This is a genomic window from Parabacteroides distasonis ATCC 8503, from assembly GCF_000012845.1.
GTDB lineage: Bacteria > Bacteroidota > Bacteroidia > Bacteroidales > Tannerellaceae > Parabacteroides > Parabacteroides distasonis.
Window position 1 is genome coordinate 1,365,843 of sequence record NC_009615.1, and the last position, 19,679, is coordinate 1,385,521.

At 46.6% G+C, this 19,679-nt stretch carries 16 protein-coding genes and 1 CRISPR repeat array; of the genes, 9 read left to right on the forward strand and 7 right to left on the reverse strand.

The features are described 5' to 3' along the window. The first annotated feature begins 15 nt into the window (after nucleotides 1-15). Nucleotides 16-1,857 (forward strand): hypothetical protein, encoded by a 1,842-nt coding sequence (locus BDI_RS05870; RefSeq protein WP_011966337.1) that lies wholly within the window; start codon nucleotides 16-18, stop codon nucleotides 1,855-1,857. 101 nt (nucleotides 1,858-1,958) lie between these two features. On the opposite strand, the gene BDI_RS05875 is transcribed toward BDI_RS05870, so the two are convergent. Genes BDI_RS05875 through BDI_RS05895 form a run of 5 tightly spaced genes read right to left on the reverse strand, consistent with a single transcriptional unit; the run spans nucleotide 1,959 to nucleotide 6,826 of the window. Further along, on the reverse strand, nucleotides 1,959-2,573 hold the full coding sequence (locus tag BDI_RS05875) for an aminotransferase class IV family protein (RefSeq protein ID WP_009017484.1): 615 nt from the start codon (nucleotides 2,571-2,573) through the stop codon (nucleotides 1,959-1,961). After that, nucleotides 2,557-3,564 (reverse strand): aminodeoxychorismate synthase component I, encoded by a 1,008-nt coding sequence (locus tag BDI_RS05880; RefSeq protein WP_011966338.1) that lies wholly within the window; start codon nucleotides 3,562-3,564, stop codon nucleotides 2,557-2,559. The genes BDI_RS05875 and BDI_RS05880 overlap by 17 nt, the downstream gene beginning before the upstream one ends. Beyond that, entirely contained in the window at nucleotides 3,564-4,439 is an 876-nt protein-coding gene (locus BDI_RS05885; RefSeq protein WP_011966339.1) for a carbon-nitrogen hydrolase, read from the reverse strand. Before BDI_RS05885 ends, BDI_RS05880 begins: the two co-directional genes overlap by 1 nt. 19 nt (nucleotides 4,440-4,458) lie before the next feature. Then, complete coding sequence (locus BDI_RS05890; protein WP_011966340.1) at nucleotides 4,459-5,487, reverse strand: agmatine deiminase family protein; 1,029 nt, start codon at nucleotides 5,485-5,487, stop codon at nucleotides 4,459-4,461. After that, the gene (locus BDI_RS05895) at nucleotides 5,477-6,826 is read right to left on the reverse strand and encodes an MATE family efflux transporter (protein ID WP_011966341.1); all 1,350 of its coding nucleotides are present in this window, start codon (nucleotides 6,824-6,826) and stop codon (nucleotides 5,477-5,479) included. Before BDI_RS05895 ends, BDI_RS05890 begins: the two co-directional genes overlap by 11 nt. Nucleotides 6,827-6,896: 70 nt before the next feature. On the opposite strand from BDI_RS05895, the gene BDI_RS05900 reads away from it, so the two are divergent. The 8 genes from BDI_RS05900 (at nucleotide 6,897) to BDI_RS05935 (ending at nucleotide 15,566) form a co-directional block, all read left to right on the forward strand. Then, nucleotides 6,897-9,122 carry a CRISPR-associated helicase/endonuclease Cas3 gene (locus tag BDI_RS05900; protein ID WP_011966342.1) on the forward strand — a complete coding sequence of 742 codons (2,226 nt, stop codon included), beginning with the start codon at nucleotides 6,897-6,899 and terminating at the stop codon, nucleotides 9,120-9,122. Between the two features lie 14 nt (nucleotides 9,123-9,136). Further along, complete coding sequence (gene cas5c, locus BDI_RS05905) at nucleotides 9,137-9,817, forward strand: type I-C CRISPR-associated protein Cas5c (RefSeq protein ID WP_011966343.1); 681 nt, start codon at nucleotides 9,137-9,139, stop codon at nucleotides 9,815-9,817. Continuing rightward, nucleotides 9,814-11,532: a type I-C CRISPR-associated protein Cas8c/Csd1 gene (gene cas8c / locus BDI_RS05910; RefSeq protein WP_041525563.1), complete on the forward strand. Its 1,719-nt coding sequence runs from the start codon at nucleotides 9,814-9,816 to the stop codon at nucleotides 11,530-11,532. Before cas5c ends, cas8c begins: the two co-directional genes overlap by 4 nt. A 26-nt stretch (nucleotides 11,533-11,558) precedes the next feature. Next, a complete protein-coding gene (gene cas7c / locus BDI_RS05915) occupies nucleotides 11,559-12,410 on the forward strand; it encodes a type I-C CRISPR-associated protein Cas7/Csd2 (RefSeq protein ID WP_011966345.1) in 852 nt (283 codons plus the stop codon). A gap of 11 nt (nucleotides 12,411-12,421) precedes the next feature. Then, the gene (cas4, locus tag BDI_RS05920; protein WP_011966346.1) at nucleotides 12,422-13,087 is read left to right on the forward strand and encodes a CRISPR-associated protein Cas4; all 666 of its coding nucleotides are present in this window, start codon (nucleotides 12,422-12,424) and stop codon (nucleotides 13,085-13,087) included. Further along, nucleotides 13,084-14,106 carry a type I-C CRISPR-associated endonuclease Cas1c gene (gene cas1c, locus BDI_RS05925; RefSeq protein ID WP_005856767.1) on the forward strand — a complete coding sequence of 341 codons (1,023 nt, stop codon included), beginning with the start codon at nucleotides 13,084-13,086 and terminating at the stop codon, nucleotides 14,104-14,106. Before cas4 ends, cas1c begins: the two co-directional genes overlap by 4 nt. A gap of 9 nt (nucleotides 14,107-14,115) precedes the next feature. Beyond that, nucleotides 14,116-14,406 (forward strand): CRISPR-associated endonuclease Cas2, encoded by a 291-nt coding sequence (cas2, locus tag BDI_RS05930; RefSeq protein WP_005856765.1) that lies wholly within the window; start codon nucleotides 14,116-14,118, stop codon nucleotides 14,404-14,406. A gap of 169 nt (nucleotides 14,407-14,575) precedes the next feature. After that, nucleotides 14,576-14,868: direct repeats of the CRISPR family, unit length 32 nt; unit sequence GTCGCACCCCGTGTGGGTGCGTGGATTGAAAC. A gap of 221 nt (nucleotides 14,869-15,089) precedes the next feature. After that, nucleotides 15,090-15,566: a GAF domain-containing protein gene (locus BDI_RS05935; protein WP_011966348.1), complete on the forward strand. Its 477-nt coding sequence runs from the start codon at nucleotides 15,090-15,092 to the stop codon at nucleotides 15,564-15,566. Nucleotides 15,567-15,717: 151 nt separating this feature from the next. Here the strand turns inward: BDI_RS05935 and BDI_RS05940 are convergent, their stop codons facing one another. Both BDI_RS05940 and mgrA read right to left on the reverse strand, forming a co-directional pair. Continuing rightward, entirely contained in the window at nucleotides 15,718-18,597 is a 2,880-nt protein-coding gene (locus BDI_RS05940) for a PD-(D/E)XK nuclease family protein (RefSeq protein WP_011966349.1), read from the reverse strand. 69 nt (nucleotides 18,598-18,666) lie between these two features. Further along, a complete protein-coding gene (mgrA, locus tag BDI_RS05945) occupies nucleotides 18,667-19,659 on the reverse strand; it encodes an L-glyceraldehyde 3-phosphate reductase (protein WP_011966350.1) in 993 nt (330 codons plus the stop codon). Nucleotides 19,660-19,679 lie beyond the last annotated feature (20 nt).

The window sequence follows — 19,679 nt, forward strand, 5'->3', positions numbered from 1 at the left end:
TAAACAAGTATAGATATGAACAAGAGAAACACTATTAAACAACTTCTTCACCGCGGATGCCTACTTATGGGTATCAGCGCAATAACAAGTTCGGCCTTCGCATGGGATTTCGCCGAGCACCGTAAGATCGGCGACCGTGCCATGAGCCTTCTCCCACGTTATCTGGTGGAAAATGGGATCTTCCCCAACGAGGCCGTCGCTGATAGCGCCTTGCTGCAGATCCTCAACATGTCGCATATGCCCGGCTCGAACGCCTACGTCATGAATGAGCTGACGCAGTTGCCGAATATCGTGACCTACGGTACGCTTTGCGGATTGGCCGGCGACCATGTGGAAAATCCCATGCTCTTGGAGACAGGCCTGCAGACCCATTTCTCCAAGACGAACCGTACGCTGGCTTTGGAGACACAAGCCATGAACGAGTTCCTCACCGGAGCCAACAGCAAGGAGTTGCTCGACATCAATCTGGCTTACGGTATCCTAGCGATCAAGGACCTCTCCCACTTCTACGCCTATGGCAAGGGATTGAACGAGCATCTGAAGATGATCGGCCCCGAGCTGATCCGCCGCCTTCAACGCCCCTCGGAAGTAAACAAGGTCTTCGATAAATTAAATCAGTTGCCCTCCATGAGCAAGTATTTCTGCATCCACATCTTCGCCATCTATCTAGCACAAGAGGCAGGCAAAGAGATGTGTAAAGGAGATACGCAAACGGCGAGCAACCTTATGTTCTACGCCACGATGTACGAGGCTTTCGCCGAGCATTTCCTACAAGACTCCTTCGCCTCCGGACACCAAATGGTACGTAGGGGCTTCTCCGCCTCCGCCGTATCCAACAATAAGAGCCTGCACGATTTCTACAATACCATCCCCGTACAGACCGCTAACCTAAAAGGCGAGACATGGAGTGCTTACGGCGATAAACGTCTGAACCAAAACATGATGGAGTACAACGAGGCCGATGATTACCGGCATATCCGGGTAACGGAGAAACATCCTTATTCCTTGGAGAAAGGCGATAGCTACGAGCGGGAGACGAAGGTATTCTACCAAGTCGTGACCGCCACCTGCGAGTCTATCGTAGAAGTCTGGAAAGCCTACCAGAATGCCTTGGAAGGATCAGACGAGAATATCTTGAACGAGATCCCTTCCGAACGAGACGACCTACCTCAGTTCGTCTACGATCGTTTCCCGGTAATCAAGGATTTCCCGATCCCCTTCGGGACGAATTTGGATGACATCCCCTTGGAAGCTTCCGTCGCCGACCGCAAGGATGAGCTACAGCTGATCGTACAAGAGCCTTTTACCCGCAACTTTATCCGGTCGAGGGTAGCCAACTCCTTCATGTTCCTGATCGGCACGCCGATCCATAGCAACCGGGATGGTGTCATGACGTATGGCGGTCGCTTGAACGTCAGCATGATCAATTGGCATAAGTTCGGGAAAGGGAAAGGCATGATCATGGAGCCGGGCGACATCGCTCATTGGGTATCCCCTACGATCTCCGGTTATTATATGCACGCCCCTTCCTCCTCCTACACGATCAAGAACTGGAACGTGAAGGCGGGCGCCAATTATAACATGGATATATTCGTTTCCCCGAAACGTTTCCTCGGCCTGTATAGTTATTTCGAGATGGGTATAGACCGCCGTAATGACGAGACCCGTTTCTTGGTAGCTCCCTCGGTCGGTATCCAGCTAGGTTCCCTGATCGGTGTCCATAATTTCAATATGCCGGGATGGTTACGCATCCCGTTGGGAATTATCCTCCCCTTGAAATTCGCCGTCACTTGCAATAAGGTGGCCGGCCGTCCGGTAGAATGGATCAGCAATATGGAGGTGGATATATTGTTCTAGGAAACACCTTGATTCATGCCTATATAGGTAAGAGGCCACACGGATATCGGCGTAACCCCTTACCTATATAGGCACAGGGCCACGCCGATACTCGCGTAGTGTCATACGTATATACGTGTGATCTCATCGATTTCGCCGAACCCGATCAAGGCGTTAAACAGACGGATCCGGGTATACTTAGGCAGATCCTCTACCGGGATATCCTCGGCCTGTACCAAGCCTTTATCCAATAAGTAAGCACGCATCGTACCACATAACAAAGGGCGTGCGGGAGTGATCCAAGAGGTGCCATTCCAAAGGGCGACATTGCAAATGGAAGTATCGGTCAGCAAACCGTCACGGATGATCAGGATATCGTCATGCCCCCCTCGTTGGGCGAATAAATCATTTAAGCATTGGCGATCCGTACTCTTATAGGAATAATCGATCTCATCGCATGTAACCAATCGCAAGGAATGAACCGGACGCATACGGTAAGGAACGTATTCTACCTGTAAGACCTCGCGGGTATATTCCACCCGGCATTTGGTACGTTCTTGATGAGGCCCCGGATGAATATAACCCGCGAGATCAATTTCTTCTCTCGCTCCGAATAGCTCCCTGCGGGTACGGTTCATACGGGCATTATGGTACGGAAGGTTATGTATCCGTCCCCTCTCGATACGGATCGTCTCCACAAACGGACTCCCTGATAAGGTCTCAATAGATGGGCACATATACTTTTTGTTTCATCTCGTTATACTCCGATCTCACATCACTTTTAGAGGTGATTCCCCCACCGCTCTTGAAAACAAACGAACGGGGAGAGACTTGTTCCATAAAACGGATCATCACGGCGCTGTCTAAATCTTGGCCGTCAAAATACCCCATCACCCCCGTATAGAAGCCCCGCTCATAGGTTTCCGCCTCGGCGATGATCTCCAAGGTCTTTTTCTTGGGAGCGCCCGTGATGGAGCCGGCAGGCAAGAGGCTGAACAAAATCTCCCCGACATGTCCGTTCCATCCCTCCGGCAACCGGCCTCTTATCTCAGAGCTGACCTGCAACAAACTTCCGTTATGCGTACGCAATTCATCGATATAACGATACCGGGGAACACAAACCTCGGAGGCTAGGATACTCAAGTCATTCCGGATCAAATCCACGATCGTGGCATGCTCCGCCGCTTCCTTGGGATCATCGAGGATACGTCTCCGGGCATCGGGCAGCGTAGCGTCAATCGTACCTTTCATGGGATACGAATAGATGAGACCATCCCGCGTCCGCACGAATATCTCGGGCGAGAATACCACGAAACGATCCCGCATCCAAAGCTTATACATCGCCTTGGAATGGTAAAAGATATCTTTCAAGGAGAGGTTCGTATATACCGGAGTAGCGCATGTCAAGTTTACCAAATAAGAATTACCCGCATGGATATGCCGGGAAACGGTCTCGAATGAATGGACATACTCCTCGAAAGAAACATACGAGGGTTGCCATTCAACAGGTTCTCCGGATATAAGATGAGAGGAATCCCGCAAGTTACATTCGTGATTTATATTCGTAAAGCCGTTCAAATCGTACAATAACTCGGAGGGAGCGATCTCTTCCGGACTCTCCACGTAGATCCGCTCTCGTTTATAATCAATGATAAAAAGGAAAGGCCGTCCCGCTTTCCCCATTTCGTTCATGCGGAAGATGGCCTCTTCTTGCGTGTATTCGGTCATTATACTAAAAATCGTTCTGTCAAACCACCAAACGCATCGATACGGCGATCCCGGAAGAAAGGCCACCAACGACGCACGTTCTCACCGCGAGTCTTGTCGATCTCTATCACACGTACCTCCTCCTCGTCATTCGGGAATACGGTTAATAGCTCACCTTGGGGACCGGCCGCGAAACTGTTTCCCCAAAACCGGATACCGCCCGTTTGTCCCGAAGGGTCCGGCTCATGCCCGGTACGATTTACGGAAATGACCGGGAGTCCGTTCGCCACGGCATGTCCCCGCTGTATGGTCACCCACGCACCCAGCTGACGGTCCTTCTCTTCCTGCGTATCGCTACTTTCCCAGCCGATAGCGGTCGGATAGATCAACATCTCGGCGCCACGCATAGCCATCAAACGGGCTGCTTCCGGATACCATTGATCCCAGCAAACCAACACACCAAGACGCCCCACAGAGGTATCGATAGGCTCAAAGCCTAAATCACCGGGGGTAAAATAGAACTTCTCGTAATAAGCGGGGTCATCCGGGATATGCATCTTGCGGTATTTTCCGGCGATCGTACCGTCTTTCTCCAAGACGACGGCCGTGTTATGGTACAGGCCCGGGGCACGCTTCTCGAAAAGGGAAAGTACCAAGACGATACCCAATTCTTTCGCCAAGGCACCGAAGGTTTCCGTCGATGGGCCGGGGATCGTCTCTGCCAAGTCAAACATACTCGTATCTTCCGTCTGGCAGAAATACAGGCCGTTATGCAGTTCTTGCAAGACGACCAATTCCGCTCCCTCCCGGGCAGCCTTACGGATATTTACCTTTAGCTTCTCTATATTCGCCGCTCTGTCAGCGGTATTCTTTTGTTGTATTAATCCTACTTTCATATTTAATTGGTTGTAGTTGTTATTCGATAAAACCTTCCGGATACTGCATCGTTACGCAATGCAGGGAACCGTGTTGCTTGATAAGCGGAAGGCAATTGATACCCACGATCTCACGGTCCGGGAACGCTTCCCGCAAAGCAGCTTTAGCGATCTCATCTTTCGGTGAGTCATAGAACGGAACCAATACGGCCCCATTCATGATCAGGAAATTAGCGTAGGTAGCGGGCAAGCGCTCCCCTTCCCATTCCACCTTATCGGCCATCGGAAGTGGAATCAGACGATAAGGCTCACCATTCGCCCTAGTAAACTCCTTGATCTCCTCCTCCATCGCCTTCAATTCCTCATAATGCTCATCTTCCTCATCCTCGCAACGGACATAAGCGATCGTATCCTCGCTACAGAAACGGGCGAGCGTATCCACGTGGCTATCCGTATCGTCTCCGGCTAAATAACCGCTGGTAATCCAAAGGATACGATCCAAGCCAAATACGTCTTTCAAATAACGTTCCAATTCCTCCTGTTGCAAATACTCATTACGGTTTACGGATGCCAGACACTCAACGGTAGTCATCAACGTACCTTTCCCATCCGATTCGATACTACCGCCTTCCAGCACGAAAGGTTGCATATTAGCGGGCACCACCTCACCGGAGAAGGTCTTCATATGACAAAGATTACGGGTAATCAAATTATCATGATTGGCGGCGAACTTCATTCCCCAGCCATTGAACACGAAATCATAAAGCATGGGCGTTCCCTCATCGAAGACGGAGATCCCCCCGTGATCCCGTGCCCACGTATCGTTCGTATCCATCTCACGGAAAATGACACGGTCGTAATCAACCTCACCCAATTGTTCACGTACGGCGGTCTCGTCCGGACAGACAATCAATAACTTCTCTCGCTTGATCACTTCCTTGGCGATAGCCACGAAGCAAGGAATCACCTCGTCCAATATCGGGGCCCAATCCGTATTCTCATGCGGCCACGTAAGCTGCACGGCACTTTGCGGATACCATTCCGCAGGTAATATCACGTTATGTTCCATATTTGAATTGTTTAAATTGTTTCACAAGCACGATCGCCGTCACGATCGCCGCCACCGTATCGGCGATAGGCATACTGATCCAGACACCGAGAGTTCCGAATAACGGGGGGAGGAGGATTAAACAGGGTATCAAGAAAAGCATCTGCCGGGTCAAGGAGAGAAAGATCGCTTTCTTAGACATGCCGATGGAAAGGAAGAAGTTAGTCGCCACCATCTGGAAGCCCACGATCGGGAATACGGCGAAGACGATGTGCAGGCCATAAGAGGCGGCACTGATCAACTCCCCGTCACTCGTAAACATACGGACGATCCACGACGGCACCAACTGGCAAAGCAAGAACCCCAGCGTAGCCACTCCTACCGCCCAGCGCATCGTCAGCCGGGTCACGTCCGTCACCCGGGAATAGAGTCGGGCACCATAATTATAACCGGCTATCGGTTGCATACCCTGATTAAATCCCATGATAATCATCACGAAAAGAAAAGCGATACGGTTCACGATACCATAAGCGCCAATCGCCATATCTCCCCCATGCTCTTTCAATCCCCGGTTGATAAGGATCACGATCAAGCAGGAACAAAGGTTCATCAAGAACGGAGATAAACCGATCGACAAGATACCTTTCACGATCTCCGAGCGCAGCCTATAAATACCTTTCTTGAAATGAAGGAGTTGCTTTGGTCCCGAGAAATGAATCAACTGCCCGGTAAGCGAGATCACCTGCGAGATCACCGTCGCCCAAGCCGACCCTTTGATACCCCATCCAAACCCAAAGATAAACAACGGATTCAAGGCGCAATTGATAACGACCGACGCTAACGTAGCATACATCGCCATCTTCGGGAACCCCGAGGAGCGCAAGACCGCGTTTAATCCCAGATACATATGCGTAACCACATTGCCATACAGAATAATCCGCATATAATCACGGGCATATGAGATCGTGTTCTCACTAGCACCGAAAAAGTACAGTACGGGATCAAGCAAGAACAAGAAAGCGATCGTGAAAGCGACGCCCAAAACCACATTCAAGATCAACACATTCCCCAACACCTTATTCGCCCCCTCATAATCTTTCTGCCCCAACTTCACGGCAACCAACGTAGAGGCGCCGACTCCCACCAACGAACCGAAGGCGGCCGCCAAGTTCATCAACGGAAAGGTCAAGGCTAGGCCGGAAATCGCTAACGCCCCCACTCCATGGCCAATAAAAATACTATCGGCCATATTATATAAAGAAGAAGCTGTCATAGCGATAATCGCAGGAATCGCATATTGCGTAAGTAATTTACCGATAGGCTCGGTCCCTAATACCAATGGAGAATTTTGTTTTGCCATGCCGCGAAGATACGGATATTTCGATTTATTTTCCTACTTTTGTAAGGTATAACCTTATGAATCTAATCAAATGGAAACAGAGAAACAGTTGATATCCCATTTATACCAAAACAAAGAAAATGGAAAATGGATAATACAAACCAACGATGAACATCAAAGGGGTGTTGCAGAAATGGCAACCTCCTTTTCTGGACTGTTCGGACTTCCATCTTGGGGGCATACGCTTGGAATGCTTCACGACAAAGGAAAAGAGCGTGATGCATTTCAGCAATATATCCGTACGACAAGCGGTCTGCCTGTGACTGACGAAAAATCGTATGGAGAGCATCATCATGCGTTTGTAGGTGGAATATTGGTAACGAACCTTATGGGGAAGAGTGTATTCAATCTTCTTGCCAACCAGATAATCTCTCATCATACAGGCCTACATGATTATGTAGATGCGGAGAGCGTCATAGAGAAAAGGCAACTTCCCGAAGAGATAAACAAAGGGGACATAGCTCTGAATATACCCCAGTTGAGAAAAGAACTTCTTGAATCTCCTTTTTCTAAACTTAAGGTGGACATGAAGCATTTTCATCACCTTTCCCGCATGCTTTTTTCCTGTCTTGTGGATGCCGACAGACTCAATACAGAGCAATTTATGGATGTAGAATCGTGGGAAAAACGGGGATGCTCGTCTACACTCACTGACTTATTGCCAAAATTGGAGGCGCATTTACGTGAACTGCAATTGTATGCACCCGATACAGAAGTGAACCACATTCGCAAGAAAGTACAGGAACGATGCCGTAAAGCTTCTTCTGAAGAGAAAGGATTCTATAGCCTTACGGTACCAACGGGAGGCGGCAAGACTCTTTCATCGTTGTTGTGGGCCATGAAGCATGCTGTAAATCACGGTATGAATCGTATTATCATTGCCATCCCATACACTAGTATTATTGTGCAGACGGCAGGCCTCTTGAAAGAAATCTTCGGCGAAGAGCACGTACTGGAGCATCATAGTAACTTTAATCCTGATGAGATAAAGAATGAAGAGGTACGTGAGAAGGCAAAGCTGGCCACGGAAAACTGGGATTATCCGATTATCGTTACGACCAATGTTCAGCTGTTTGAGTCAATGTTTAGCAACAAACCGTCCGATTGCCGTAAATTGCACAATATCGTGAATTCAGTTCTTATTTTGGATGAAGCGCAGACATTGCCGACTGATTTCTTACAACCGATAGTGGATGCACTTAAAGCATATCAGAAAATATTCGGAGTGTCGGTACTGTTTACCACTGCCAGTCAGCCGGTACTTAGCGGACTGATAGAAGGAACTAATCCTAAGGCCAATTTTGAGGGAATAGACCGTATTATTGAAATCATACCGAATGAGTTTGCTTTGCATGACAAGCTTCGTCGTGTGAAGTTAGTAATAGACAACACAGGAAAGACATACGATGAGATTGCCGCCGAAGTTGCTATATATAATAAGGTATTATGTATCGTAAATACCCGAAAGGATGCCAAGGAACTGTATGACCGTTTACCTAATGAAGGAATAAAGCTCCATCTATCGAGAATGATGTGTCCCGCCCATATCAGTGAAACCATACGGAAGGTCAAGGCATTGCTGAAAGATAAATCACATCCGATTGTCAGAGTGATAGCTACCCAGCTTGTAGAGGCAGGGGTGGATATAGATTTCCCTGTTGTATTTCGACAGGAATCAGGTCTTGACTCTATTTTACAGGCAGCGGGGCGTTGTAACCGTGAAGGAAGAAATACTGTTGGTACCACATTTGTGTTCAGTCTCGCCGCAGAGAAACGTATTCCATTTGGGGCAATGAAGGCTGCAAACAATGCACGATTGAATTTGCCTGCAAATAGTGATTGGTTTGACCCTTCTACGATGACAGAGTATTTTTATCAGTTGTATTGCAGGAAAAACACGTTTGACGATAAGGATATGAAACATTATCTTTATAACCCTAATGAGTTATGTTTTGAAACGGCATCAAAGAAGTTCAGATTGATTGATGATGATTGTATGAATATCATTGTAAATTGGGGGAACAGCATGGAGCTTGTGGAAAAACTGAAAGAATCTGGCTGTACCTATCCCTTGATGAAGCAACTGGCTAAATTTACAGTAGGCGTTCATAGTTCCGATTTTGACAAGTTGGTCAGCTATGGTGCTATTGAAGAAGTATTAGAGGGTATCTATGTGTTGACAGACAGGGTACAGTATGACAAAAATACGGGTCTTAGCCTTGATAACCACTGGATGGAAGAGCTATTAATGATATAAAAAAAATGAATAATATGGACTATACAGATAAAGAATATTGCTTGGAAGTATGGGGTGACTGGGCTTGTTTCAGTCGCCCTGAATTGAAAGTAGAGCGTGTGAGCTATGATGTTATTACACCTTCTGCGGCACGTGCCATTTTTGAAGCAATACTTTTCAAACGCTATGCCATGCGTTGGCAAGTGACGAAAATAGAAGTTCTTAATCCTATCAAGTGGACTACCATCAGGAGAAATGAGGTAGGAGCATTGGCGGGTAAGTCCTCAATCTTTATTGAAGATAAACGACAACAGAAGAATTCTTTGCTTTTGCAAGGTGTGCGCTATCGTATTCACGCAAAGCTGGTTTTTATTCCGGTAAAAGATCGACCAAAGGAGGCTTTTATCAAACATCAGCCAAGTGATGATGAGAATCCGATGAAATATTATCAGATGTTTGAACGCAGAGCATCGCAAGGACAATGTTTCACCCAGCCGTATCTTGGTTGCCGTGAGTTTGCCGCAAATTGGAAGTATATTGATAATACGGAACAACTTGCCCCTCCTTTGGCTGAAGATAGGGATTTGGGTATCATGCTTTATGATATGGATTTTGAAGGGAATGTACAGAAACCTAATGCCATGTTTTATCGTGTAAGAATGGAGCAAGGTGTGATTGTCGTACCAGATAAAGATAGCGAGGAGGTGCTGAGATGATACTAAAAGCATTGTATGATTATTACCATCGGAGTGGTAATTTACCCATTATGGGAATGGAGTTAAAGGAAATAGGTTTTATCATCGTTATTGATAAGTGTGGTAATTTCTTACGTTTTGAAGACAGGCGTATAGACAAAAAGTCTGCGCAACAGTTTCTTGTTAAGAAGAGTGTAGGTCGTTCAAGTGCCCCTGTTGCAAACTATTTGTACGACAATAGCCAATATGTATTTGGTTATTCCGACAAAGGGGACATGGAAAGCATGCGCAAGTATTTTGATACATTCAAAGCGAAGGTTGAAGAAATATACGACATGTTTTCAGATAATGAAACCATGCAGGCTGTTTATGCGTTTTATCAACAAGAGCCTTCAGATATAGTTGAAGCCATGCAGAATGATTCTCTTTGGGATGATATAAACAAGAATCTCAATAAAAAATATTCCACTTTCTCTTTTCTTATAGAAGGAGATACGGAAATAGTGGCTTCTAAGCGCAAACTAATAAACTTAGAATCGGGTGGTAATGATGTTGGTGGAGGTCTTTGTTTAGTAATAGGCAAACATTCAAAAACCGTAGAGGTTACAACCGCTACAATGATTCCGGGAAGTCAGGCTACAGCTAAACTTGTCGCTTTTCAAGTCAATTCCGGATATGATTCGTATGGTAAGTCAAAGGGGCATAATGCTCCTATATCTGAAGAGGCTGAATTTGCTTATACTACAGCATTGAATCATTTATTGCGTTCTGATTCGCATAATAAATTTATGGTAGGTTCACGCACATACCTGTTTTGGGCTTCTTCTGATAGTGAGGCTGCAAAGAAATCTGAAGATAGTTTGTTTGCTTTGTTGGGGCGTACAGAAGAAAACGATGATCCTAACATGCTCATAAAATTGGTGCGACGTACATTCATGTCTATCTATAACGGAGTATTGTTCGCAAACAAAGATGACAAATTCTTTATATTAGGTTTGGCTCCCAATTCAGCCCGAATAGCGGTGGTGTATTGGAATGAATTGCCATTGCGTGAGTTTGCCGGCTTAATCAGTAAACATTTCGCAGATATGGAGATTGTTGATACACGTAAAGACAAGAAACCGTATGTAGGATTACATTCCATCCTCGGAAATGTTACTCTTGGAGGGAAGTCAAGCGATGCTACGCCCAATCTTCCAGATGCTGTAGTGAAAAGCATCTTCCAAGGACTTCCGTATCCGGCTTCTCTGTTTCAGGCTTGCATTCGCCGCATACGTGCTGAACAATCAGTCAACATTGGTCGTGCAGCCATCATCAAGGCTTATCTTAATCGATTAAATGATAATAATAACAATAAAAAACTCGATATTATGTTAGACAAAGAAAATCAAAATCAAGGGTATCTTTGTGGAAGGTTGTTTGCTGTTCTCGACAAGATACAGGAAGACGCAAATAACATTCATTCCATTCGTGAGCGTTACATGAATTCCGCATCGGCCACTCCGGCTATGATTTTTGCCACTATCCTAAATCTTTCCACTCATCATCAGGAGAAGCTGAATGAGGGTAAACAGGTGTTTTATGAGAAATTGAAACAGGAAATCATTTCCAAACTTGACGCAAACGGTTTTCCTGCACATCTAGATCTTCAAGACCAAGGGCGCTTTTTTGTAGGATATTATCATCAGCGGCAAGCGTTCTTCATGGGTAAAGAGAACAGAGAAACAGAAGAGTAATAACAAACAATTAAAAATATACAGTTATGTCAGAAATTAAGAACAGAATCGATTTCGTTTACATCTTTGATGTGCAAGACGGTAATCCGAATGGAGACCCTGATGCAGGTAATCTTCCCCGTGTAGATGCAGAAACGGGTATGGGGCTTGTTACAGATGTTTGCCTTAAACGTAAGGTACGTAATTATGTACAAGTGGCAAAAGGTTTGGAAGATGGCTACGATATATTCATTAAGGAGAAGGCTGTTTTAAACACTTTGATTGATAAAGCGCATGATGATTCTGAGGTAAAAAATGCTAAAGATAAGACTGATGCTGCACGTCGTTTTATGTGCAAGAACTATTTTGATGTTAGAACATTTGGTGCTGTGATGTCAACCGGCAAGAATGCAGGGCAGGTACGTGGCCCAATCCAGTTTACCTTTGCCCGTTCTGTAGATCCAATTGCTGCGGCAGAACATTCTATAACCCGTATGGCTGTGGCAACAGACGCTGAAGCTAAGAAACAAAGTGGTGACAACCGCACAATGGGACGTAAAGCTACCGTACCTTACGGTCTCTACATCTGTCACGGCTTCATTTCTGCCAACCTTGCCCAACAAACAGGCTTTTCAGAAGAAGACCTTGCGCTGTTCTGGGAAGCCCTGAAGAACATGTTCGATATGGATCGTTCGGCTGCACGCGGATTGATGAGTGCACAGAAATTGATTGTTTTCAAACATGATTCTGTATTGGGTAATGCCCCTGCCAACAAACTATTTGACTTGGTTAAGGTAGAGAAGGTGTGCGATGGAGCACCACGTTCATTCGGTGATTACCATGTCACGATAGACAAGGAACATGTCCCATCAAATGTTACTGTAGAGGAACTGATATAAAACAAAAGACAATGTATAGCGAAGACGATATGCTCATGTTGTCGGGGATTCAGCACTTCAGGTTCTGTCCCCGGCAATGGGCTTTGATTCACATTGAGCAGCAATGGGATGATAACCGTCTCACCATAGAGGGACAGATTCTGCATAAACATGTGGATGACCCGTTCTATAGACAGAAATGTGGAGATCAAATAACATTGCGTGCAGTGAATATCGCTTCGCGTGAGTTGGGGCTCTATGGCATTTCCGATGCCATAGAGTTGCTACCTTCTCCATCTTTGGAAGATACGATCTTGCATCCTAAATATCCAGGACGTTGGCGACCGGTGGCTGTGGAGTATAAGCATGGCAGACCCAAAAAGGATGAAGTGGATGAAGTGCAGTTGGCGGCACAAACGATGTGTCTTGAAGAAATGTACGCAATCCATATACCCTACGGTGTGTTCTTTTATGGAGAACTTCGTCATCGGATAGAGGTGGCTATAACAGATGAGTTGCGCAATATCGTCAGACAATGCGCCAGGGATATGCATGAAATATTCAGTAAGGCTGTTATCCCAAAAGCAAAATATGAACGACATTGCGACAAATGCTCATTGAAAGAAATCTGTATGCCGACGATAGCCAAGAATTGTACCACGGTAGATACTTACCTCAATAAACACTTATATACATGAGAAAATTGTTGAATACTTTGTATGTGACGACACCTGAAGCCTATCTGAGTAAGGATGGGCAGAATGTCGTAGTATCAGTCAAGCAAGAGGAAGTGTTCCGTATTCCTGCGATAAACATAGAAGGCATTGTGACGTTCGGATATATGGGCGCAAGTCCGGGCGTGATGAAATTGTGTAGTGACAATAGCATATCACTTACATTCCTATCTCCTCATGGCAGATTTATCAGCAGGGTACAGAGCGCAACGAAAGGGAATGTACTGTTACGCAAGAGACAATATCAATTGTCGGATGATGAATCCTGGTCATTACATGTGGCACGACTGATGATTGGTGGTAAGATTCAAAACTATCGTAATATATTAAAGAGATATATTCGTGATTATGGAGAGAATGAAAACATTAATCGGGCGGTACAAGTGTTGGAACATGCCAAGCGTGAAGCTTTGGCGACCCAAGATAAGACGACCCTAATAGGGTATGAAGGCATGGCTTCAAATGCCTATTTTGAAGTGTTGCCTGTTTTGATACTTAATCAGAAGGCTGATTTCCCGTTTCATGGCCGGAATCGCCGTCCTCCTAAAGATGCAGTGAATGCCATGTTGTCTTTTGCTTATACTTTGATTGCTAATGATACATCTGCCGCACTCGAAACAGTTGGCCTTGATCCATACGTAGGATTTCTCCATACACTTCGTCCGGGACGTACATCCTTAGCATTGGATATGATGGAAGAATTGCGAGCCTATCTTGGTGATCGTTTTGTCTTGTCGTTGATTAATAAAAGACAGATAACATCCAAGGATTTTTTGTTTCAAGGTGATAATGGGGTTGTTATGACGGATAAAGGGAAAAAGACATTTATTTCCGCATGGCAGGCAAGGAAAAGGGAGGTGATAATCCATCCTTATCTTAATGAAAAAATAGAGATAGGGCTTCTGCCTTATGTACAGGCCATGTTGATGGCAAGATATATCAGGCAAGATATTGATAATTATCCGGTATTTCTAATAAAATGATTTACGATTATGCATATTCTTGTGACTTATGATGTGGATACTACGAGCAAAGAAGGAGCTCGCCGCCTACGACATGTGGCTAAGGCTTGCATAGATTATGGCCAAAGGGTACAGAATTCTGTCTTTGAGTGTGAGGTGACAGAAGCACAATATTGTCTCTTGATTGAACGAATCAAGCGTATTATTGATATGTCTCTTGATAGCGTTAGATTTTATATTCTCAATAAAAACGAGAATAAAAGGGTAAAAGTGATAGGTGTTGAAACTGCTTACAAAGTTAATAATGCTCTTATCATATAATTTATGCGAATGTAGAGTATTACGAAAAAAGTAGTATTTTCGCACCCCTTAATAATTAGCAGATTAACCCGTCTTTAAGGCGATTGCAGCCATTAAGCTGAAATAAAAATGAGAATTCGCATATTAATAGGTCTAATTTATTGACTTATAATATGTAACTTTGCACAGTGTCGCACCCCGTGTGGGTGCGTGGATTGAAACCAATGTCTTCGGGGTATATTCCTTGCCTTGATAGGTCGCACCCCGTGTGGGTGCGTGGATTGAAACTTGCCATGATATTAGTTTTTAATGTTATTTATTGTCGCACCCCGTGTGGGTGCGTGGATTGAAACCTCCAGTACCTTTTTAAGCTGATATAGGCTCAAGTCGCACCCCGTGTGGGTGCGTGGATTGAAACATGGCCTTGAGGTCGTTGTGCCCTGTCCATCTCGTCGCACCCCGTGTGGGTGCGTGGATTGAAACATTTGTAAAGCGCAAGCTTTTTCATAAAAGATATACTTACGTGATGAAGTATATCTTCTATGGGACTTGAAGTGTTCTTCTGCGACGAAGGGATTAGTACTTCGTAAAAATAACTTTTTAAAGTCACTGACACTGACATATAATTTCGCTTAGTTATTTCTGCAAAAATCATTCATATGTAAACAAGTTTCGTATATTCGCGACCTTATAATAGTTTAAATATGGCAGAGGAACTACGGATTAAAAATGGTGATAAACAGGAAATGTATGAGACGTTGCTCCCGCAAATCGCCTCATTGGTAGGTAACGAGACCGACCTAATCGCTAACATGGCGAACGTCGCCGCAGCACTCAAGCAAACTTTCGGTTTCTTTTGGGTGGGTTTCTACCGGGTCATAGACAATCAGTTGGTATTAGCGCCTTTTCAAGGCCCTATCGCCTGTACACGAATCAAATACGGAAAAGGGGTATGCGGCACGGCTTGGAAGGAGACCCGTACGATCATCGTACCGGATGTAGACGCTTTCCCGGGACATATCGCTTGTAGCTCGGCGTCACGCTCTGAGATCGTAGTTCCCGTGATATGGGCGGATAAGGTAATCGCTGTCCTTGATATAGACAGTGATCAACCGGATAGTTTCGATGAGACTGATCAGATCTTTTTGGAAAAGATAGTGGAATTGCTTCCTCATCAGTAAGCCTCGCCTCAGTACTTCCCAAGAAGTACTGTAGTACTGCCTAAGAGGTACTGCAGTACTTTGTAAGGAGTACTCCAGTACTCTCCGAAGAAATACCACAGTACTTCGCAAGGAGTACTCCGGTACTCTCCCTGAAGTACCGGGACAAATGCTACTTACCGCAAATACCCTTAAATGGACAATAAGAACAAGCCTTCCCCGTAGGGGTTTGCGTAAAGGGAATTTCCGGATTGAAGATCTCGTCCAAGCAGCCCCGCAGCCCCTCCTCGAACGCTTGGGCATAACCGGAGAAATCCTCTACCTTCTCCGACTTCCCCCGTTCGATACGGTGGTAGACCGATGGGTCGAACGGATCGGCGAAAAGGGAACGGACGTAATAAATGCCCGGTTGTATCGTCTTTCCTTTGTTCTCGGTGAGATGGGCGTACATCCAGCAATACATGAATACCTGCATCACGGCTTTCGCACGATCTTTCTCCTCCTTGTTGAATAGGCTCTCGATACTACTGAAAGTCGTAGTTCCGCTACCGCTCTTGTAATCGATGATACGGATAGCGTCGCGAACCTCGTCCACACGGTCGATAAAGCCTTTCAACCGGATCTCGGAATAGTCGGAAAGGCTGATCAGACCGTTTATCTTACGCTCGGACTCGATGTAAACGAAAGGGGTCAGCTTGCCGTCACGCTCCAAGATTTTCTCCACGTATTTGCGGATCATCTCGCCGATCAGGTAGTTTTGTCCGGTAAGGGAGCGAACCACCTCTGTCTTGAAAAACTCGCTGGCGAAAGCCCGGGCGATAGCTCCGGTAAGCAAGGCCGTATCCTTACGGATCGCTTTCAGCAAATCCACAGTAACCATCTTCCCTTGGAACGGCTTGTAAAGCTCCTCCATCACTTTATGTAAGATACTTCCGAATACATCGCTCTCGATCGTCTCGCTCACCTCCTCTTCCTCTCGAATGCCTTCCACAACGGAAAAATAGAATTTCAACGGGCAATCCAGATACGTATTGATAGCGCTCGCCGAGATCGCCTTGCTCCCCCCTTTCCGGTAAGCGTCTAAACGGCGCATGATATCCTCCCTTTTCGGCACGGCCAATGGCGGGGTCTTGGAGGAAGATACGTTATAGACCACCAATTTATCTCGCATCGGCACCTCGTAATGATAATGCAGCTGGTGAACAAAGCGACTTACCTCTCCCGTCTGCAATCCGTTGCTGCGGGTATCGTATAAAAGGCTCACGTGGCTGGCACGCTCTATCAAACGATAGAAATGGTAGGCCCATACGCTATCTTGATGCTCGTAGGTAGGCAACCCGAAACCCCTGCGTAGGTTATAAGGGATAAAGGAGTTCGCCGCTTTCCGCTGCGGGAAAATACCCTCGTTCATGGATAAGATAATCAGACGGTCGAAATCCAAGGCACGGGTCTCGAGCACACCCATAATCTGGAGGCCGGAAAGCGGCTCGCCGTGGAAGGGGATCGTGATCGTATCAGTCACCCGCTTCAATAGGCGGAAGAAGGTATCTATTTTCATCTCTATACGAGCGTCTTTCATTACCTCTTTCATGCGGTTTACCGTGGTGAAATAATGGAAGATGAACTCTTGCTCCAAATCGTTCGTCCGCTGGGGTGCGTCCTCCTCTTCCTCATCGGAAAGGGCGGACATAACCTTGTTCAGCTCTTCCAACACCTTGATCAGATAGTCCGAGAAGGCCTCCACCCCGGTCACCGGCGTGAACAGGATTTCTAGCAAAGGCGTTTTCCCTAACTCCGTATGCGAGATATAGATCTTGTTGTTCTCCGTGATCTCTTTCACCAAGGAGGAAATAATCTCCGGTGAGGTGGAGAGGATGTAGCGATGGTTCAATACCGGCAGCACGTCGCGGAAATAGAACAACGGATTCCGGTCTATGTAGCGTACGTTCTTCTGCAACGCCAAGATATACTCGATCAACGAGGCGACCGGGGTTCCCGCCAAGGGATAACCCATCGTGACGTTGATACGCCGGATTTGCTCCGGTATGGCGTTCAGCACCGGGATCAGCAGATGTTCATCGGGCAAGATCACCGCCGTACGCAGGGCTTCTTCCGAACTCATCTCCGCTTCCTTGCACCAATCGCTCAACAGGGTGTAGACGTGCTTGGCCTGCCCGATACCGGAAGGGATGCCGATCACCTCGATCTCGGTCTTTACCTTCTCCTCGGGGGGTAATTTCATCGAGGAAGGGAAGCTCTTCCGGTTACGGGAGACGAAATAAGAGGCCTTATTATCCGGATCGGTTACCTTATCGGATACATAATCCCAATAGAAATCCGCTATCTTCCGCTTCTGCAACTGGGCTAAGAAACGTTCTTCCGATACGGACAAGGCGTTCAAACCGACAAAGACAATTTGCTCGTAAGGTAAATCCGGAGACTCGCCCCGTTCCATGCTTTCCACGACCTCCCGGAAGATCATGCCCTCGTAGCCTTTTCCCTCGGCGGCCAAGGTCGCACGGAATTCCTCATAGAGATCGTATAGCACTTGCCAGACCGCCAAGAACTGTTGCTGGTTCGGCGTATCGCCCCGGGGATAAAAACTGGACCAGAAACTACGGATAGCGGCGATCTGCTCATCACTTAAGAAATCGAAATCATTCTCTATCTCCCGTAGGTCCGTCACGTTACTGAATAGCATGCGGGCATTTGCCATGTATTTATCGATATCGTCGAAGTCGTTGAGCAACATCTCGCCCCAATACAGGAATTCATCGAAAGTCTCGGTGGAACCGCTTTGGCGGATGTAGATGTCGTACAGGGTAAAAAGCATACTGATCCGGTCGGCGGATTGTTTTCCGCTCAACTGGATAAAGAGATCGTTGATCGTAAGGATTGTCGGAGAGAAAAGGGGAATATCGGCTACCTCCGAGAGATATTTCTGGAAGAAAAGTCCCGTACGCCGGTTTGGGAAAACAAAGGCCAGACGACTGACCTCCGCTCCCCATTTCTCGTAAAAAAGAGACGCTACTTGATATAAGAACGGTTTCATTTATTCAAAAATTTGTACAGGCTGTAGAGACGGGGCACGCCCCGTCTCTACAATCGGATACGATTCACGTTATATTAAGATGTTCTCTATCTCCTGCAATTCTTCCCCGGAGAAAGAGATATTATCTAACGCTTTCAGGTTATCCATCAATTGGGCGACAGAGCTAGCGCCAATTAATACGCTAGTTACCCGTTCGTCCTTTAATAACCAAGCGAGCGCCATCTCCGCCAAGGTCTGTCCACGGCGGGCGGCTACCTCGTTTAGCTTACGGGCCTTTTCCACGGCCTCCGGGGTAACTTGAGAGGTCTGCAAATGACCGGTCGATTTCGCCGCACGGGAATTCTCCGGAATTCCACGCAAATACTTATCCGTAAGCAAGCCTTGCGCCAACGGCGAGAACGCTATCATACCCACACCCTCTTCCTTCAATACAGGCAATAAATCCGGTTCCGTCCAACGATCGAACATCGAATAGCGGGCTTGGTGAATCAAGCAAGGCACCTTATGTTCTTTCAGTACGGCCAAGGCCTTACGGGTCTGGTCCGCGTCATAGTTGGAGATACCTACATACAAAGCCTTTCCTTGCCGGACAATATCGGCCAAGGCCCCCATCGTCTCCTCGATCGGAGTCTCCGGGTCCGGACGATGGGAGTAAAAGATATCCACGTATTCCAGTCCCATCCGTTTCAAGCTCTGATCCAAGCTAGCCATTAAATATTTACGGCTTCCCCAGTTCCCATACGGTCCCGGCCACATATCGTAGCCCGCCTTCGTAGAGATAATCATCTCATCCCGATAAGCGCCCAAGCCCTTCTTCAATATCCGGCCAAAATTCTCCTCCGCCGATCCGTAGGCCGGGCCATAATTATTCGCCAAGTCGAAATGAGTCACGCCATGATCGAATGCGGCGTGAGCGATCTGGATAAAATTACCGAACACGTCCACACTACCAAAGTTGTGCCACAATCCCAAGGAAACGGCCGGCAATAAGATACCGCTCCGTCCGCACCGCCGATATATCATATCCGCATAGCGATTCTCTTCCGCTTTGTAAAACTCCATATGCTCTTTCTTTTTTTAAT

Bases quoted from the DNA above. Each gene is read 5' to 3' on its own strand.
- BDI_RS05870 (WP_011966337.1), top strand. From the start codon at position 16: ATGAACAAGAGAAACACTATTAAACAACTTCTTCACCGCGGATGCCTA.
- BDI_RS05875 (WP_009017484.1), bottom strand. From the start codon at position 2,573: ATGTGCCCATCTATTGAGACCTTATCAGGGAGTCCGTTTGTGGAGACG.
- BDI_RS05880 (WP_011966338.1), bottom strand. From the start codon at position 3,564: ATGACCGAATACACGCAAGAAGAGGCCATCTTCCGCATGAACGAAATG.
- BDI_RS05885 (WP_011966339.1), bottom strand. From the start codon at position 4,439: ATGAAAGTAGGATTAATACAACAAAAGAATACCGCTGACAGAGCGGCG.
- BDI_RS05890 (WP_011966340.1), bottom strand. From the start codon at position 5,487: ATGGAACATAACGTGATATTACCTGCGGAATGGTATCCGCAAAGTGCC.
- BDI_RS05895 (WP_011966341.1), bottom strand. From the start codon at position 6,826: ATGGCAAAACAAAATTCTCCATTGGTATTAGGGACCGAGCCTATCGGT.
- BDI_RS05900 (WP_011966342.1), top strand. From the start codon at position 6,897: ATGGAAACAGAGAAACAGTTGATATCCCATTTATACCAAAACAAAGAA.
- cas5c (WP_011966343.1), top strand. From the start codon at position 9,137: ATGGACTATACAGATAAAGAATATTGCTTGGAAGTATGGGGTGACTGG.
- cas8c (WP_041525563.1), top strand. From the start codon at position 9,814: ATGATACTAAAAGCATTGTATGATTATTACCATCGGAGTGGTAATTTA.
- cas7c (WP_011966345.1), top strand. From the start codon at position 11,559: ATGTCAGAAATTAAGAACAGAATCGATTTCGTTTACATCTTTGATGTG.
- cas4 (WP_011966346.1), top strand. From the start codon at position 12,422: ATGTATAGCGAAGACGATATGCTCATGTTGTCGGGGATTCAGCACTTC.
- cas1c (WP_005856767.1), top strand. From the start codon at position 13,084: ATGAGAAAATTGTTGAATACTTTGTATGTGACGACACCTGAAGCCTAT.
- cas2 (WP_005856765.1), top strand. From the start codon at position 14,116: ATGCATATTCTTGTGACTTATGATGTGGATACTACGAGCAAAGAAGGA.
- BDI_RS05935 (WP_011966348.1), top strand. From the start codon at position 15,090: ATGGCAGAGGAACTACGGATTAAAAATGGTGATAAACAGGAAATGTAT.
- BDI_RS05940 (WP_011966349.1), bottom strand. From the start codon at position 18,597: ATGAAACCGTTCTTATATCAAGTAGCGTCTCTTTTTTACGAGAAATGG.
- mgrA (WP_011966350.1), bottom strand. From the start codon at position 19,659: ATGGAGTTTTACAAAGCGGAAGAGAATCGCTATGCGGATATGATATAT.